The 15,562-nt window shown below is 66.4% G+C and carries 16 protein-coding genes; 7 read left to right on the top strand and 9 right to left on the bottom strand.

Features of this window, described 5'->3' with window-relative positions; all coding sequences use genetic code 11:
* Positions 1–63 precede the first annotated feature (63 nt).
* Entirely contained in the window at positions 64–711 is a 648-nt protein-coding gene (locus AC04MI_RS08360; protein ID WP_476497588.1) for a DedA family protein, read from the top strand.
* Positions 712–824: 113 nt separating this feature from the next.
* Here the strand turns inward: AC04MI_RS08360 and AC04MI_RS08355 are convergent, their stop codons facing one another.
* Entirely contained in the window at positions 825–1,064 is a 240-nt protein-coding gene (locus tag AC04MI_RS08355; protein WP_056061634.1) for a glycine zipper 2TM domain-containing protein, read from the bottom strand.
* 245 nt (positions 1,065–1,309) lie between these two features.
* Between AC04MI_RS08355 and AC04MI_RS08350 the strand changes: the two genes are divergently transcribed.
* Positions 1,310–2,890, top strand: coding sequence for a methyl-accepting chemotaxis protein (locus AC04MI_RS08350; protein ID WP_476497586.1), 1,581 nt, complete (start codon positions 1,310–1,312; stop codon positions 2,888–2,890).
* Positions 2,891–2,979: 89 nt separating this feature from the next.
* Here AC04MI_RS08350 and AC04MI_RS08345 read toward each other — a convergent pair whose 3' ends face one another.
* The 3 genes from AC04MI_RS08345 to tsaE all read right to left on the bottom strand — a co-directional run bounded on the left by AC04MI_RS08345 (position 2,980) and on the right by tsaE (position 5,417).
* On the bottom strand, positions 2,980–3,321 hold the full coding sequence (locus tag AC04MI_RS08345) for a cupin domain-containing protein (protein WP_436077962.1): 342 nt from the start codon (positions 3,319–3,321) through the stop codon (positions 2,980–2,982).
* 119 nt (positions 3,322–3,440) lie between these two features.
* Positions 3,441–4,880, bottom strand: coding sequence for an N-acetylmuramoyl-L-alanine amidase (locus tag AC04MI_RS08340; RefSeq protein WP_056743447.1), 1,440 nt, complete (start codon positions 4,878–4,880; stop codon positions 3,441–3,443).
* Between the two features lie 6 nt (positions 4,881–4,886).
* Complete coding sequence (gene tsaE, locus AC04MI_RS08335) at positions 4,887–5,417, bottom strand: tRNA (adenosine(37)-N6)-threonylcarbamoyltransferase complex ATPase subunit type 1 TsaE (RefSeq protein WP_056743446.1); 531 nt, start codon at positions 5,415–5,417, stop codon at positions 4,887–4,889.
* A gap of 12 nt (positions 5,418–5,429) precedes the next feature.
* On the opposite strand from tsaE, the gene queG reads away from it, so the two are divergent.
* A complete protein-coding gene (gene queG, locus AC04MI_RS08330) occupies positions 5,430–6,479 on the top strand; it encodes a tRNA epoxyqueuosine(34) reductase QueG (RefSeq protein ID WP_436077961.1) in 1,050 nt (349 codons plus the stop codon).
* Positions 6,480–6,569: 90 nt separating this feature from the next.
* Here the strand turns inward: queG and AC04MI_RS08325 are convergent, their stop codons facing one another.
* Both AC04MI_RS08325 and AC04MI_RS08320 read right to left on the bottom strand, forming a co-directional pair.
* Complete coding sequence (locus AC04MI_RS08325; protein WP_436077960.1) at positions 6,570–7,217, bottom strand: GDSL-type esterase/lipase family protein; 648 nt, start codon at positions 7,215–7,217, stop codon at positions 6,570–6,572.
* Positions 7,214–8,119 (bottom strand): AEC family transporter, encoded by a 906-nt coding sequence (locus AC04MI_RS08320; protein ID WP_476497584.1) that lies wholly within the window; start codon positions 8,117–8,119, stop codon positions 7,214–7,216. The genes AC04MI_RS08325 and AC04MI_RS08320 overlap by 4 nt, the downstream gene beginning before the upstream one ends.
* 187 nt (positions 8,120–8,306) lie before the next feature.
* Between AC04MI_RS08320 and AC04MI_RS08315 the strand changes: the two genes are divergently transcribed.
* The 4 genes from AC04MI_RS08315 (at position 8,307) to AC04MI_RS08300 (ending at position 12,332) form a co-directional block, all read left to right on the top strand.
* Entirely contained in the window at positions 8,307–9,272 is a 966-nt protein-coding gene (locus tag AC04MI_RS08315; protein WP_056061659.1) for a tripartite tricarboxylate transporter substrate binding protein BugE, read from the top strand.
* A gap of 88 nt (positions 9,273–9,360) precedes the next feature.
* Positions 9,361–10,260: a site-specific tyrosine recombinase XerD gene (gene xerD / locus AC04MI_RS08310; RefSeq protein WP_476497583.1), complete on the top strand. Its 900-nt coding sequence runs from the start codon at positions 9,361–9,363 to the stop codon at positions 10,258–10,260.
* 75 nt (positions 10,261–10,335) lie between these two features.
* The gene (locus AC04MI_RS08305; protein ID WP_288853018.1) at positions 10,336–11,298 is read left to right on the top strand and encodes a Bug family tripartite tricarboxylate transporter substrate binding protein; all 963 of its coding nucleotides are present in this window, start codon (positions 10,336–10,338) and stop codon (positions 11,296–11,298) included.
* A 50-nt stretch (positions 11,299–11,348) separates the two neighbouring features.
* On the top strand, positions 11,349–12,332 hold the full coding sequence (locus tag AC04MI_RS08300) for a Bug family tripartite tricarboxylate transporter substrate binding protein (protein WP_060986431.1): 984 nt from the start codon (positions 11,349–11,351) through the stop codon (positions 12,330–12,332).
* A gap of 81 nt (positions 12,333–12,413) precedes the next feature.
* On the opposite strand, the gene AC04MI_RS08295 is transcribed toward AC04MI_RS08300, so the two are convergent.
* The 3 genes from AC04MI_RS08295 to AC04MI_RS08285 form a co-directional block, all read right to left on the bottom strand.
* Positions 12,414–13,694 (bottom strand): EAL and HDOD domain-containing protein, encoded by a 1,281-nt coding sequence (locus AC04MI_RS08295; RefSeq protein ID WP_476497582.1) that lies wholly within the window; start codon positions 13,692–13,694, stop codon positions 12,414–12,416.
* Positions 13,695–13,795: 101 nt separating this feature from the next.
* A complete protein-coding gene (locus tag AC04MI_RS08290; RefSeq protein ID WP_476497581.1) occupies positions 13,796–15,061 on the bottom strand; it encodes an EAL and HDOD domain-containing protein in 1,266 nt (421 codons plus the stop codon).
* A 121-nt stretch (positions 15,062–15,182) separates the two neighbouring features.
* Positions 15,183–15,562 (bottom strand): DUF455 family protein (locus AC04MI_RS08285; protein WP_476497580.1); only part of this gene is annotated, 380 nt, incomplete at its 5' end.

Here is a 15,562-nt window from a genome sequence, read left to right as displayed (position 1 = left end):
GTGGGGCGTGATGGGGATAATGCGCCCACCTTTTTTCCGCGCCGCGCCCGGGCCCGCCTTTTCATGGAACTTGTCACTTTTCTCATCGACTTCATCCTGCATGTGGACAAGTATCTGGAGGCGTTTGTGCAGGCCTATGGCATGTGGGTGTACGCCCTGCTGTTTGCCATTGTGTTTGTCGAGACAGGCCTGGTGGTGATGCCKTTYYTGCCSGGCGACTCGCTGCTSTTCATCGTKGGCGCGCTGTGCGGYGYSGGSMTSATGAGCTTTCCGCTGGCSTGYGCRGTGCTSMTKGCSGCGGCCATCYTGGGCGACCAGTGCAACTACTSCATCGGTCGCTAYTTYGGSCCCAAGGTGTTCMAGTGGGAGGAYTCGCGCTGGTTCAACCGCCGGGCGTTCAACCAGGCGCACGAGTTTTACGAGCGCTACGGCGGCATCACCATCGTGATCGCGCGTTTCATGCCCTTCATCCGCACGTTTGCGCCCTTCGTGGCGGGCGTGGCGGAAATRAATCGCGCCAAGTTCACCGCCTACAACGTGGGCGGGGCGCTGTTGTGGGTGCTGGGCATTGCCACGGCCGGGTACTTCTTCGGCAACTTTGCGTGGGTCAAGGAGAACCTGGACAAGATCATCTGGGCGATGATTTTTGTGCCGGGCCTGATCGCCATCTTTGGCGCCTGGCGCGCCGGGCGCCAGGCCCGCACAGCCTGACAGGCAGCGAATTTGCTGCAAATAAAAGAGCGGCAGGCGCATGATTTACATGCGCCTGCCGCTCTTTTTATGCCCAGATCAACACCCTGGGCGGGGAGAGAAGTCCCAGAGGCTTAACGGCGGTAAGGGCGGCGTTGGTCGCGGTCTTCGCCCACTTCATGGCCGATGAGGGCGCCAGCAGCGGCACCGCCGATGGTGCCCACGGGGCCGCCGAAGATGGCGTTACCGGCAACGCCGCCGACCACGGCGCCGACGCCAGTGCCGACCTGGGCGTTGGTGGGGTTGGATGCACAACCACCCAGTGCCAGGGCCGCAGTGCAGGTAGTCGCAAGAAGAATGTGACGGATGTTCATGGCGAGATTCCTTGATGGTTGTGGAGTCAGGCCGGGGTCCCCAATCCGCGGTAGCGGCTGAAGCTCGACCTGTGCCTCTACTGTGGCTGCCCGGCCGCGCGGTGGCTGTAGGCAGGCAAGGGTGCTGGGTGTAGGACAGGCGGCACAGGAGGAACTAAGGGTTTCCCTGCGCCTGTCGCTGTTGCCAACCGGGTTGCGCAGGCAGATCATTTCCTTGTCATACAAAACTTACACAAGGACACGCGATGACCCAGCACATCCAGCAAGCCGGCCGGGGCGGCGTGGGCACCCAGCTGACGGTGGCGCAGCAGATCGGGTTGATTGTGGGCGTGGCGGTGCTGGCGCTGGTGGTCGTCCTGGYGCTGAGCCTGGTGCGTGTGCAGCGCCTGGGGGCCACGRTGGATCAGCTGGCCACCGAGCAGGTGGAGCGGCTGCAACTGGCGCTGCGCTGGCGCAGCAACATCGCCGTCAATTCCACGCGTGTGTTCTCCATCGCCCAGACCGAGGGCGATTACCTCCAGAACTATTTCAAGGAGGCAGTGGCCGCCACCACCGCCGATACCAGCAAGGTGCAAAAGCGCTATACCGAGCTGGAAAACAGCCCGGAGGGCCTGCGCATCCAGGAAGAGCTGGCCACCATCCGCAAGTCGTACCTGGAGTCGCGCGACAAGTCGCTGGAGCTGAAAAAGGCGGGTGACATGGCCCAGGCGCGCGCCTATGCGCTGGGCACGTTTGCGCCAGTGCTGGACAAGTACAACGCCGTGGCTGACAAGATGGTGGATTACCAGGTGCGCCGCTCGGCCGAGCAGGCGGCCGAGGCGGCAGAGCTCATACAGTCCTACCGCATGACCGTGCTGGTGGCGGGTGTGGCGGGGCTGGCGCTGCTGGTGGTGCTGTCTTGGGTGGTGGTGCAGCGCATCCGCCGCTCGCTGGGGGCGGTGAGCGCGGTGGCGCAGCGCATTGGCGAGGGTGACCTGTCCCAACCCATCGAGGTGCAAGGGCGTGGCGAGGTGGCCGAGATGATGCGTGCCATGCAGGGCATGCAGACCTCGCTGGTGCGCATCGTGGGCGACGTGCGGCACAGCAGCGACAGCATTGCCACGGGCTCCAGCGAGATCGCGATGGGCAATGCCGACCTGAGCCAGCGCACCGAGGAACAGGCCAGCAACCTGGAGGAAACGGCTGCCTCCATGGAAGAGATCACCAGCACCGTGAAGAACAACGCCGACACCGCGCGCAAGGCGGCCACGCTGGCCGGCTCGGCATCGCAGGCGGCGGTCAAGGGCGGCGAGGTGGTGGGCCAGGTGGTGACCACCATGCAGGACATTTCGGCCGCGTCCCGAAAGATCACCGACATCATCAGCGTGATCGATGGCATTGCGTTCCAGACCAACATCCTGGCGCTGAACGCGGCGGTAGAGGCAGCCCGTGCCGGCGAGCAGGGCCGTGGGTTTGCAGTGGTGGCCAGCGAGGTGCGCAGCCTGGCCCAGCGCAGCGCCGAGGCGGCCAAGGAGATCAAGGCCCTGATCAGTGCCAGTGTCGAGAAGGTGGAGAACGGCACCCAGCTGGTGAGCAACGCCGGGCAGAGCATGGAAGACATCGTCGCCCAGGTGCAGCGGGTGAGTGACCTGATTGGCGAAATCTCCAGCGCCACGGGCGAGCAGACCATCGGCATCAGCCAGGTGGGCGAGGCGGTGATGCAGCTGGACCAGGTCACCCAGCAGAATGCGGCCCTGGTGGAGCAGAGCGCTGCGGCGGCCGACAGCCTCAAGCACCAGGCGGCGCGGTTGTCAGAGATCGTGAGCGTGTTCCGGCTGGGGCGCTGACCGCCTTCAGTGCCGCACGGTCTTCACCCCCTCAGGCCTTCGGGGCCCGGAGTGCAAAGAAGCCAATAAGCCAAGAGGCCAAAGAAGCCTCAGGTTTTCTCCGCAGGCTTGAGGCACATCGTCACCAGCAGTGAGGCAGGTTGTACCGCTTTGAGCGAATGCAGCGCGCGCGGTGCCAAGTGCACAAAGTCGCCGGGATGCAATTGCTGCACGCCCAGCTCGCTCGCAAACTCCACCACGCCCTCGATGCACTGCACGGTGGCCTCGCCGGGCGTCTGGTGTTCTTTCATGGATTTGCCCACGGGCAGGACCACCCGCATGACTTCAAGCTGGCCGGCTTTGAGGACGGCGGTGGTGACGGTGTCGGCCAGTCGTGCTCCCAGGGGACGCACGCTGACGATCTGACCAGATTGGGCGTGGGGCAGGGCCATGGCAGTTCTCCTTGCTGGCCAAGGCGCGGTGCGCGCCCGGCCGATGCAGGCTACTGTGCCTGCAGTTGGCAGTGCGCGCAAGGTGGGCTGGCCGTCCCGCGCGCGATGTCCCTGCCTGCCTACACCGACCGGCTGCGCGCCAGTGGCGGGTTCTTGGCGAAGTAGCGCGTGATGCCGCGCATCAGCGCGTCGGCCAGCTGCTCCTGGTAGGCGCTGCTGCGCAGGCGCTTTTCTTCTTCGGGGTTGCTGATGAAGGCGGTTTCGACCAGCACGCTCGGGATGTCGGGCGCCTTGAGCACCGCAAAGCCCGCCTGCTCCACGCGCGGCTTGTGCAGCTTGCCCACGTTGCCGATCTCCCCCAGCAGCACGGTGCCGAGCTTGAGGCTGTCGTTGATCTGCGCGGTGGTGCTCATGTCCAGCAGCGCGCGCTGCACATGCTGGTCCTTGGACTGCACGTTGATGCCGCCCACCAGGTCGGCCTGGTTCTCCTTGTTGGCCAGCCAGCGGGCGGCGGTGCTGGAGGCCCCGCCCTGGCTCAGCGCAAACACGCTGGCGCCGCGCGCCTCGGGCGTGGTGAAGGCGTCGGCATGGATGGAGACGAACAGGTCGGCCTGCACGCGCCGGGCTTTTTGCACGCGGGTGCCCAGGGGCACAAAGTAATCGCCGTCGCGCGTGAGGTAGGCGCGCATGGGGTTGCCACCCACGGTGGTGGCGTTGATGCGGTCGCGCAGCAGGTGGGCCACGCGCAGCACCACGTCTTTTTCGCGGGTGCCGGAGGGGCCAATGGCGCCGGGGTCTTCGCCCCCGTGGCCAGGGTCGAGTGCCACGATGATGATGCGGTCGGTCTCGGTGGCTGTGGGACGGTTGCCAGGTCGTGAGGGCGCGGCAGGGGCGGCGCTGGGCGCGGGTGCTGCGGCCACCACGGGCGGCTGGGCTGTGGTGCCGGACTGCGCGGGGCCATTGGCGCGTTGCGCGATCAGGTCGCCCAGCGGGTCGTGCTCTGCGGCGCGGGCTGTGGCGGGTGCGGGCGATGGCGCAGGCGTGGCGGCCGGGCCGCTGGCATCGCGCAGGCGCTCGGCAATCAGTGCCTCCAGCGGGTCCACAGGCGCTGCGGGGTACAGGTCAAACACCAGCCGGTGGCGGTAGGCGGCGACGGGTGGCAGGGTGAACACCTGCGGCATGGCGGGCTGCTTGAGGTCCACCACCAGGCGCACCACCCCCGGTGCGTTCTGGCCCACGCGGATGCCCGCGATGTTGGGGTCGTCGGGTTTGACCTTGGCCACCAGTTCGCGCAGCTCGGGGCTCAGGTCGATGCCCTCGATGTCCACCGCCAGGCGCGGCGGCGAGGTCACGAAGAACTGCTTGGCCACCAGCGCGCCATCGGACTCGATGGTCACCCGCGAGTATTCGGGTGCGGGCCAGACGCGCACGGCCACGATGGTGGCGCCGCGTGCAATCTGCTGTGCGCCCAGCAGCAGCACCAGGCTGCTGGCGCGCAGCACGGCACGGCGCGATGGCTGGGAAGCGGCGTGGCGGTCGGGCAGGGTGGGTTCGTTCACGGTGTCTCAGAGAGCTTGCAGCAGGCTGCGCCCCGTGGCGGTGGGGGCATGCAGCGTGACCTTCCTTTCGGTGTCATCCATTGCTTCAATGTGGATAGCAAGGTCTGCAAGCGGGGTAAGCGCTGCGGCCTTTTCCGGCCATTCTGCCACCTTGAGACCGGGGTTGGCAAAAATGTCCCTGAAACCGGCGTCTTCCCACTCGCGCGGATCGTCAAAACGGTAGAAGTCGAAGTGCCAGATCGAGAGACCCGGCGCCTCGTGGGGCTCCACAACAGCGTAAGTGGGGCTCTTGATGCGGCCCTGCACGCCCAGCGCGCGCAGCAGGTGGCGCACCAGGGTGGTCTTGCCCGCGCCCAGGTCGCCGTGCAGGGTCACGAAGGCGTTGGCCAGCAGGGGCTGGGTGGCCAGGCGCTGGGCAAAGGCGGCGGTGTCTTCCTCGCTGTGCCAGGTGAAATGGCGCGTGGTTTCTGCAGGGGGGGTGGCCGCAGCATCGGTGCCGCTTTCTACAATCTGGCCGGTATGTGGTGCAACAGTCAACTCGTTCCTCAAATGCAGGAGTGGGCCCGCGAGCTGGGATTTTCCCAAATCGGCGTGGCGGGGGTGGACTTGTCTGCGGCCGAGCCGGGTCTTGCGGCCTGGCTGGCGCAGGGGTTCCATGGTGACATGCATTACATGGCATTCCACGGCATGAAGCGCGCGCGCCCTGCCGAGCTGGTGCCCGGCACCGTGAGCGTGATCACGGCGCGCATGGATTATTTGCCGCGCGATACCGCCAGGGATGCGCCCGGGGGCTGGCAGGCGGCCGAACTCTCACGCCTGCAGCGCCCGCACGAGGGCATCGTCTCCGTCTATGCCCGGGGCCGGGATTACCACAAGGTGCTGCGCGCCCGGCTGCAAAAGCTCAGCGACCGCATCGCCGAGGCCATCGGCCCGTTTGGCCACCGCGTGTTCACCGACTCCGCGCCGGTGCTGGAGGCCGAACTGGCTGCGCGCAGCGGCCAGGGCTGGCGCGGCAAGCACACGCTGGTGCTCAACCGCGAGGCGGGGTCCATGTTCTTCCTGGGCGAGATTTATGTGGACATGGCGCTGCCCCAGAGCGAGCCCGTCACCCCGCACTGCGGCAGCTGCAGCGCGTGCGTCGACATCTGCCCCACACAGGCCATCGTCGCGCCGTACCGCGTTGACGCGCGGCGCTGCATTTCGTACCTCACCATCGAACACGCCGGGCCCATCCCTGTGGAGCTGCGCCCGCTGATGGGCAACCGCATCTATGGCTGCGACGACTGCCAGCTGATTTGCCCCTGGAACAAGTTTGCGCAGGTCAGCCGCCTGCCCGATTTTGACGAGCGCAAGGGCCTGTCGGGCCAGCAGCTGGTGCACCTGTTTGCGTGGGACGAAGCCACCTTTTTGCGCATGACCGAGGGCGGCCCCATCCGCCGCATCGGCCATGAGCGCTGGCTGCGCAATGTGGCCGTGGCGCTGGGCAATGCGCTGCGTGCCACGGGCGATGGGGCCTTGCGCGCTGCGCTGCAGTCGCGGGCCGAGGATGCCAGCGCGCTGGTGCGGGAGCATGCGGCCTGGGCTTTGGACGCTGCTTGAGGGCGTTTTTGGAAGAAATAGCCTGGTAGCGCTAGTGCAATATGCCTTGGCAGCTATCAAAATAGGAGTGGTCGCCGTTGCTCCGGGTCCTCACTGCACCAGCAGCCCCGTCTGCCGCAAAGTGCCCACCAGCCCCTGGACGAACTCCGCATATCCGGCAGCGTTGGCGTGGATCTGGTCCGACCGCAACCGCTCTTGCGCCAGCACGCTCGACCAGCCTTTGGCATGCAGCGGGATCTTCAGCTCTTCAGCAACCTCCTCGTACAGCGGGTGGTCGCTCAGGCGGCCGGCAGCGGCCATGAGCGACAGCTCCGGCACAGCCACCAGCAGCACCTGGGCGCCGCTGGCCCGTGCCTCGGTGCAGATGCGCAGGATGTTGGTGCGCGCGGTGGCAGCACTCTGGCGCCGCAAAAAGTCATTGCCGCCAATGCCCACGATGACCAGCGCGGGCTGGTGCTGTTGCAACAGGCCCGGCAGGCGCGCAAGCGCCTGGGCCGAGGTGTCGCCCGACACACCGCCGTTGACCACCTTCCAGCCCGTCAGGCGCGCCAGTTCGGCGGGGTAGGCGGTGTCGGCCGAGGCTCCCACGCCCGATGTGAGCGAGTCGCCCAGCGCCAGCACCGTGGCGCCCGGCGGTACCGCCTGGGCACGCGGCGGTTTGCGGCCGCAGGCGACCAGACCCAAAGCGGCGACCAGACTGGCGCCCAGCAGCCGCCTGCGGTTCAGGCCCCGGCTCATCGCAGCACCCCCAGCGCAAACGGCAGGCTCACGATGCCCAGCAAGGTGGACAGCGTGACCAGCCCCGCCACATACGGCCCGTTGTAGCCCATGCGCGCCGCCAGCACATAGCAGGTCGATGCCGTGGGCAAGGCTGCAAACGCCAGCAGCACGGTGGTCTGCACGGCATCGAGCCCGAACATGCGGGCCATGCCAAACGCCACGAGCGGCTGCACCAGGTGGCGGATGGCCAGCACCGACACGCTCAGTGTCTTGCCCCGCGTGAGCAGACCAAACTGCAGTCCCGCTCCGGCCGCCATCAGGCCCAGCGCCAGCGATGCAGCGCTGATGCGGCTGACCGTGGGCACGGCCCATTCGGGGATTTGAAAGCCCAGCAGATTGGCCACCAGCCCCGAGGCGGTGGCGATGATCAGCGGGTTGCGCAACAGCTCGCGCGCAAAGCTGTGCTGCCCGTGCCGGGCCATGGGCCACACCGCAGCCACATTGAACAKCGGCACGCACACGCCGATCAGCACCGCRATCAKCARCAGGCCYTGSGYRCCSGCCAGYCGCTCGGCRAKCGCCAGGCMRATGAAGGAGTTGAAGCGGAASSCSAYCTGCGCGCTGGCCGCATGGTCGCGCACATCAATGTGCTTGCCCACCCAGGGCCAGTGCGGCAGGCTGTAGGCCAGAGCGATGCCGATCACGCCCGACAGCATGCCCGCGCCAATCAGCCCCGACGCGGCGCCAATATCCATCGGGCTTTTGACGATGGACTGGAACAGCAGCACCGGGAACAGCAGGTAGTACACCAGACTCTCCACCGGCTGCCAGACCGAGCGGTTCAGGGCGGTGTACCGGCAGATCAGGTAGCCCAGGAAGATGAGTGAAAAGTCGGGGAGCAGAAGTTGGGCGTAGTTCACACACCGAGAATACTTGATGCATGGCAAGCCGCACGGGGGCTCCCGGCAGGCTGAATGGGGCAGGGGGACTGCCCACCCCCACTTTGTTTCTAGGGTTAGCCCTTATGTGGAATCCGCAGGGCGGTTTGGCGTGCGTTGGGCATACCATCTGCGCTGTTTGTTGTTACCCCGCACGAAGGAGATTTCCATGCATCGTCGTCAATGGCTTGCGCTGACCGTACTGGCTGCCGCAGCTGGATCGGCTGCCGCACAAGGCTACCCCAACAAGGTGATCCGGCTGGTGGTGCCCTTTGCACCCGGTGGCACCACCGACATCATTGCGCGCGTGATCGCCGAGCCCCTGGGCCGCGTGCTTGGCCAAAGCGTGATCGTGGACAACAAGGCCGGTGGCGGCGGCATTGTGGGTGCGGCCGAACTCGCCCGTGCCACGGCCGACGGCTACACGCTGGGCGTGGCCACCGTGTCCACCACCGCAGCCAACCCCGCCATCAACCCCAAGACGCCGTACAACCCGCTGACGGACTTCTCGCCCATCATCAACATTGCGGCCACCCCCAACATCATTGCGGTGAACCCCAGCTTCCCGGCCAAGGACTACAAGGCGTTTGTGGCGGAACTCAAGAAGTCGCCTGGCAAGTATTCGTACTCGTCGTCCGGCACGGGCGGCATCGGCCACCTGCAGATGGAGCTGTACAAGAACCTCTCGGGCACCTTTGTGACCCACATCCCCTACCGGGGCGCGGGCCCGGCCCTGAACGACACCGTGGCGGGCCAGGTCCCCATGATTTTTGACAACCTGCCCTCGGCGCTGCCCTTCATCAAGGAAAACCGCCTGGTGCCCATCGTCGTTGCGGCGCCCCAGCGCGTGGCGGCCCTGCCCAATGTGCCCACCTTCAAGGAACTGGGCCTGGAGCCGGTGAACCGCATGGCCTACTACGGCATCGTGGGTCCCAAGGGTCTGCCCAAGGATGTGGTGGACAAGATCAACGCCGGTGTGCGCAAGGCCCTGGAAGACCCGGCCGTGAAGAAGCGCATCGAAGACACGGGCTCGCTCGTGATCGGCAACACGCCCGAGCAGTTTGCAGAGCAGATCAAGGCCGAGTTCGCGGTCTACAAGGATGTGGTCGTCAAGCAGAAGCTGACGCTGGAATAAAAGACACCGCTTCCATCCTCAGCCGCCTTCGGGCGGCTTTTTTGTGCCCGTGGAGTTGAATGCGTGCAATGCATGCTATGGTTTTTGGATGCTTGCTCCCAGTCTGAACGCCATCGACACCTTTGTGGACGCCCTGTGGCTGGAAGATGGCCTGTCGCGCAACACGCTGGCCGCCTACCGGCGCGACCTGACGCTGTATGCGCAGTGGCTGGCCGACCAGCAGCCCGCCCTGGCGCTGGACGACACGGCCGAACACCACCTGCAGGCCTACTTTGCCGCCCGCCATGCGCAGACCCGCGCCACTTCGGCCAACCGGCGCCTCACGGTGTTACGCCGCTACTTTCACTGGGCGCTGCGCGAGCGGCGCATCACTGCTGATCCCACAGTGCGGCTGCAGGCTGCGCGCCAGCCGCTGCGTGTGCCCAAGACCCTGTCGCAGGCGCAGGTGGAGGCGCTGCTGAACGCGCCCGACCTGGGCAACCCTCTGGGCCTGCGCGACCGCACCATGCTGGAGCTGATGTACGCCAGCGGCCTGCGCGTGACCGAGCTGGTCACGCTCAAGACCTACCAGGTCGGCCTGAACGAAGGCGTGCTGCGGGTGATGGGCAAGGGCAGCAAGGAGCGCCTGGTGCCGTTTGGCGAAGAGGCGCGTGCCTGGCTGGAGCGCTATCTGAACGAGGCCCGCAGCGCCATCCTGGGCGGGCAGCAGACCGACGACCTGTTCGTCACCCAGCGCGGCAGCGGCATGACGCGCGTGATGTTCTGGGTCATTGTGAAGAAGTGGGCGCAGGTGGCGGGCATCACGGTGCCGTTGTCGCCCCACACGCTGCGCCACGCGTTTGCCACGCACCTGCTSAACCACGGCGYCGACCTGCGCGYGGTGCARYTGCTGCTSGGCCATGCSGAYATCTCCACSACCACCATCTACACCCACGTGGCGCGCGAGCGSCTCAAGTCCCTGCACGCGCAGCATCACCCCCGTGGATAGCGTGCAACACCACACTGGCGTGGGCTGAGCGGCGCGCCAGACCGGTTTTCCCACACCACAACAAGGAGACATTGCATGAAAAAACTCATCACCAGCGCACTGCTGCTGGGGGCCGCCACCCTGGCCATGGCGCAGGCCTGGCCCACGGCCAAGCCCATCCGCCTCATCGTGGGGTACCCGCCGGGCGGCGGCATCGACTTTGCCGCGCGCACCGTGCAGGTGCCGCTGCAGGAGCTTCTCAAGCAGCAGATCGTGGTGGACTACAAGCCCGGTGCCGGCGGCATGCTGGCGGCGACCGAGCTGACCCGGGCCGCGCCCGATGGCTACACGTTGCTGCTGGCCAATACCGGCCCGTTCGCTATCGCACCGTACTTGCAGCGCAAGATGCCGTACGACCCGCTCAAGCAATTCAGCTACATCGGCCAGATCAGCCAGGGCAGCTACATCGCGGTCACCCGGCCGGACCACCCTGCCAAGGACCTCAAGGAATGGGTGGCATGGGCCAAGGCCAACGCTGGCAAGGTGAACTTCGCATCGGGCGGTGCGGGCACCTCCACCCACCTGAATGGCGAGTTGATGAACCAGGCGACCGGGCTGGATGTGACGCATGTGCCCTACAAAGGCAGCGCCCCGGCTGTGCAGGACTTGATCGGCGGACAGACGCAGTTGCTGATCGATGCAGGGCCGGTGCTGCTGCCGCAGGTCAAGGGCGGCAAGCTGAAGGCGCTGGCAGTGACGGGCCCACGCCGCGACCCGCAGTTGCCCGACGTGCCAACGGTCGCTGAACTTGGGCTCGGCGGCATGGAATCCGTCGGCTTCCAGGGGCTGGTGGGCCCCGCAGGCATGCCCAAGGAGGTGGTGGACAAGCTGGCCGCCGAACTGGCCAAGGTTCTGGCACAAGCGGAGGTGAAGGCCAAGTTCGCGTCCACAGGTTCAGAGGTACATTCCCTGGGACCCACGGAATTCTTCGGCTTTGTGAAGGGCGAGAACGACAAGTGGGCCAAGCTGATCCGCGAGCGCAAGCTCGAACTGGATTGACGGGCTGACCTGACGGCTGCCCATCGAACTCCTCACCATTGGCTCTCACCATGAATCTGCTTTTTTCTCGCCGCCAGTGGGTGGCCGCTGCTGCTGTCGCCCTGGTGGTCTCTCCCGTCGTGGCTTCGGCCCAGGCGTGGCCCGCCAAACCCATCCGCATCATCGTGGCCTACCCGGCAGGGGGCGTGAGCGACAACATCGCCCGCGCGCTGGCCGACAAGCTGGCGGTGCAGCTGGGCACCCCTGTGGTCATTGAAAACAAGGCGGGCGCCAGTGGCAGCCTGGGCGTGGACGCGGTGGCCAAAGCCGCGCCGGACGGCTACACGCTGGGCTTTGCAGCGGTCAGTCCCCTGGCGCTCAACCCGCACCTGGGCAAGTCTCCCTTCGATCCGCAGAAGGACATCGCGCCAGTGGTCAGCGTGATGTATTCGCCGGTGTTGCTGCTGGGCACGCCCGCGAGCCGGGCGACCGACTTCAAGGACCTGATTGCCCGCGCGCGGGCCCAGCCCGGCACGGTGCGCTGGGCCACGTCGGGGCAGGCGTCGCTGGGGCACATCATGCTGGAGCAGATCCAGTCGGTGGCGCAGGTGCAGATCACGCACATCCCCTACAAGGGCGGCGGCCAGCAGATGAATGACGCGCTGGGCGGGCAGTTTGAGGTGCTATCGACCAACGCCGGCCCAGCGGTGCTGCAGCACATCCAGGCGGGCAAGCTCAAGCCGCTGGCGGTGGGGGCTCCGGCGCGGCTGGATTCGCTGCCCCAGGTGCCCACGCTCGCCGAGCTGGGTCAGCCAGCGGCCAACCTCTCGTCCCTGTTTGGCCTCTATGCCCCGGCCCAGACGCCCAAGACGGTCATCACACGCATCAATACCGAGGTGAACAAGGCGTTGGCCCTGCCAGACATTCGCGCCAAGCTCGATGCCACTGACAACGTGCCCACGGGTGGCACCACGGCCGAGTTCGCGCGCCAGATTGCGCTGGAGTCCGAGAACAACGCGCGCATCATCCGCGCGGCAGGAATTCAGGGCAACTGACCGTGTGCAGGGGTTGAGCCCCAGAAACGCCACAGGCCCTGTCAAAGCAGGGCCTGTGGGCTTTTAAGGGGAAGGGCGGGACTATTCTTCGTTCAGGCTCTCGGCCCAGGTCAGCGCCTGCAGGTGGGCCCAGTTCACCTGGCGGTTGGACAGGTGCAGCGCATCGGCGTTCTTGGCAAAGGCCACTTCATCGCCGCTTTCGCAGGCTTTGGTCAGCTCCAGGAACGGGGCAAACACGCCGGTGCCACGCAGCAGGGCGTCCATTACGGGTTCGGGCAGAGCCACGGACTCCAGCGCCTTTTCGAGCGGCACGCCCAGCATGGTGTCCAGCAGCGAGAACACGCCCACGACGAAGGCGTTGTCGCATTCTTCGGGCGGCAGCAGCTCGGCAGCCAGCAGCTCCATCAGGCGGCCGCGCACCACGGCAGTCTGGCCCACGGCTGGTGGTGCACCACCCGCACGCGAGGTGGTCATCAAGAGGGCCGCCCAGCGGAACAGCTTTTTCAGCCCCAGGATCATCACCGCATGGCGGAACGAGGTGATCTCGCACGACAGGCCAAAACCCGACGAGTTGATGAAACGCAGCAGGTTGAAAGACAGGGTGGGGTCTTTCTTGAGCAGGTCTTCGATCTCCGCCGTGCTGGCCTGTTTGCGCACGAGGTTGATGAGCTGGATGATGGTGGCCTGCGAGGGGCGGATGGTGGTGGCCTTGACCAGCGAGGGATGCGCAAACCAGTAGCCCTGGAACAGCTTGACGCCCAGATCGCGCATCAGCTCGTATTGCGCAGCCGTTTCGACCTTTTCGGCCACCAGCGTGGCCTTGCTGTGGGTGGTGGCAAATTTGACCAGGGGGGCCGCCAGCTCGGGCTTGAAGGCCTGCATGTCCAGCTTGATGAACGCCGCCATCGGCAGCCAGCTGGTGTAGGCGCGCTTGAGGGCCTGCTGGTCAAACGCGAKGCGAAAGCCGCGTGTGCGCAGCGCCTCCAGCGTGGGCACGCGGCCTTCGATTTCTTCGGGGGTGGCGCTGTCGGGCAGCGGTGGCACCTCCAGCACCACCTTTTCGGGGTGGATCAGCTCCAGGTGGCCGCCCGAGAGGCTGTCATGCGTGCAGTTGATGAACACCGTCTTCTTGCCGACCAGGGCCTCGGTGCCCGCGTAGGACAGGGCATTGAACAGCAGGGCTGCATCGCTGGCGGCGGTGTGTGAGTCGGACGCGGTGGAGCGGTCGAACAGCTCGTAGCCATAGACCGCGCGGCTTTCGTCCACGATGGCCTGGCGCGCAATGATGGCAAGGTTCTCGTCCACGGGATCGACCACAGGCGCTGCGGCGTCCGGGGTGTCTTGTTCGGGTGTGCTCGACATGGGGTCCACTGAAATGAAGGGCTGACGATCATTCTAGACCGCCGGGCGTTGGCAGAGAACCAAAGTCTGACCGGGGGCCGCCAGCGTGGCGGCGGTACCTGTCAGTCGCTGATGTGGTCGGCCCAGGCCAGCGCCTGCAGGTGGGCGAAGTTGATCTGCTGGCTGGTCAGGTGCAGCAGGCCGGCAGCGCGGTCAAACACGGCGTCGTCGCTGGACTCGCAGGCCTCCGCCAGGGTCAGCAGGTCACCCAGGAAGCCTTCGCGCCGCAGCAGCGCGGCCGCCACGGGTTCGGGCACGTTGAGCAGGCCAATCGCCGACTCCATGGGCATGGAGAGCATCACATCCAGCAACGAGAAGATACCCACCACAAAGGCCTGGTCGGCTTCCTCGGGGGGCAGTGTCTCCAGTGCCAGCAGTTCCATCAGGCGCCCGCGCACCACGGCGGTGTGGCCCACCGACGACGGCGTGCCGTTGTTGCGCGACGCGGTCAGCAAAAGCGCCGCCYAGCGGAACAGCTTTTTCAGGCCCATGAGCATCACGGCCTGGCGGAAGGAGGTGATCTCGCGCGACAGGCCAAAGCCGGCGGAGTTGATGAGGCGCATCAGGTTGAAGGCCAGGCCCGCATCCTTCTTGAGCACTTCTTCGATCTCGTCGGTGCTGGCCTGTTTGCGCACCTGGTTGATCAGCTCGATGATGCTGGCCTGCGACGGCGTGAGCAGCTTGGTCTCGACCAGGGCAGGGCGGGCAAACCAGTAACCCTGGAACAGCTGCACCCCCTGGCTGGACACCATGTCGTACTGCTGGGCCGTCTCCACCTTCTCGGCGATCAGTTCGGCCTTGCAGTGGCGGCCCGCGTAGCTGATCAGCACCGCGAGCTGGTCGGGCGCCAGCACCGACAGGTCCAGCTTGATGTAGTCCGCCAGCGGCAGCCACGGCGCATACGCCGACTGCAGCACCGTGTGGTTGAAGGCCAGGTGAAAGCCCCGGTCGCGCAGCGCGGTCAGGATGGGCAGGCGCGTAGCGACCTCTTCGGCGGCCGCATGGCCCAGGGGCGGAATCTCCAGCACCACCTTGTCGGGGTCCACCAGCTCCAGGTGGCCGCCCGACAGGCTTTCATGGGTGCAGTTGACGAAGATCAGCTTCTTGCCCACCAGCTCCTCGGTGCCGGCGTGCGACAGGGCGGTGAACACCAGGATCACGTCGGTGGCGGCCGTGTGGGCGGCGCCGCTGCGCGAGCGGTTGAACAGCTCGTAGCCCACCACCACCTGTTGCGCGTTCACGATGGCTTGGCGCGCAATCATGGCGACCGACGATTGGTTGCCCGGTGGTGGCGCGGGCGGTGTGCCAGGGGTGAAGGCTTGGGTCATGGGCGTGGGCTTGGTGTTCTTGAAAGAGGGTGCGCTGGCCCGCTGGGGGCATCGCCGGGAATTGTAGGAGTCATCGTATTCCCCTCAGGTCGTCCGCAGGCTCTTTGCCATGGCTCGCCAGTCAGGCCTGCTGCAGCCAGCGCAGCTCGGCATCGCTGAAACCGGCGCTGCGTCGCGCCGACTCATTGAACGGCGGCTTCAGGCGGGGGGCTTCGTACCGCTGCACCAGCGTGCCGTAGAGGGTTTCCGGGTCCTGGCCCGCGCGCTCGCACAGCCAGCGGTACCAGTGGTTGCCGATGGCGACATGCCCCACCTCGTCATGCAGGATCACGTCCAGGATGGCAACGGCGGCCAGGGCGTCGGGCGTGCCCACCTGGCGCAGCTTGGCCTGGATCTGCGGCGTGGCGTCGAGCCCCCGGGCTTCCAGCGTGCGAGGCACCAGGGCCATGCGGGCCAGCACGTCGTGCCTGGTTTTCTCGCACATGGTCCACAGCCCCTGGT

The organism is Acidovorax sp. LjRoot204, from assembly GCF_056175785.1.
This window is presented reverse-complemented; position numbering and strand designations above follow the sequence as displayed.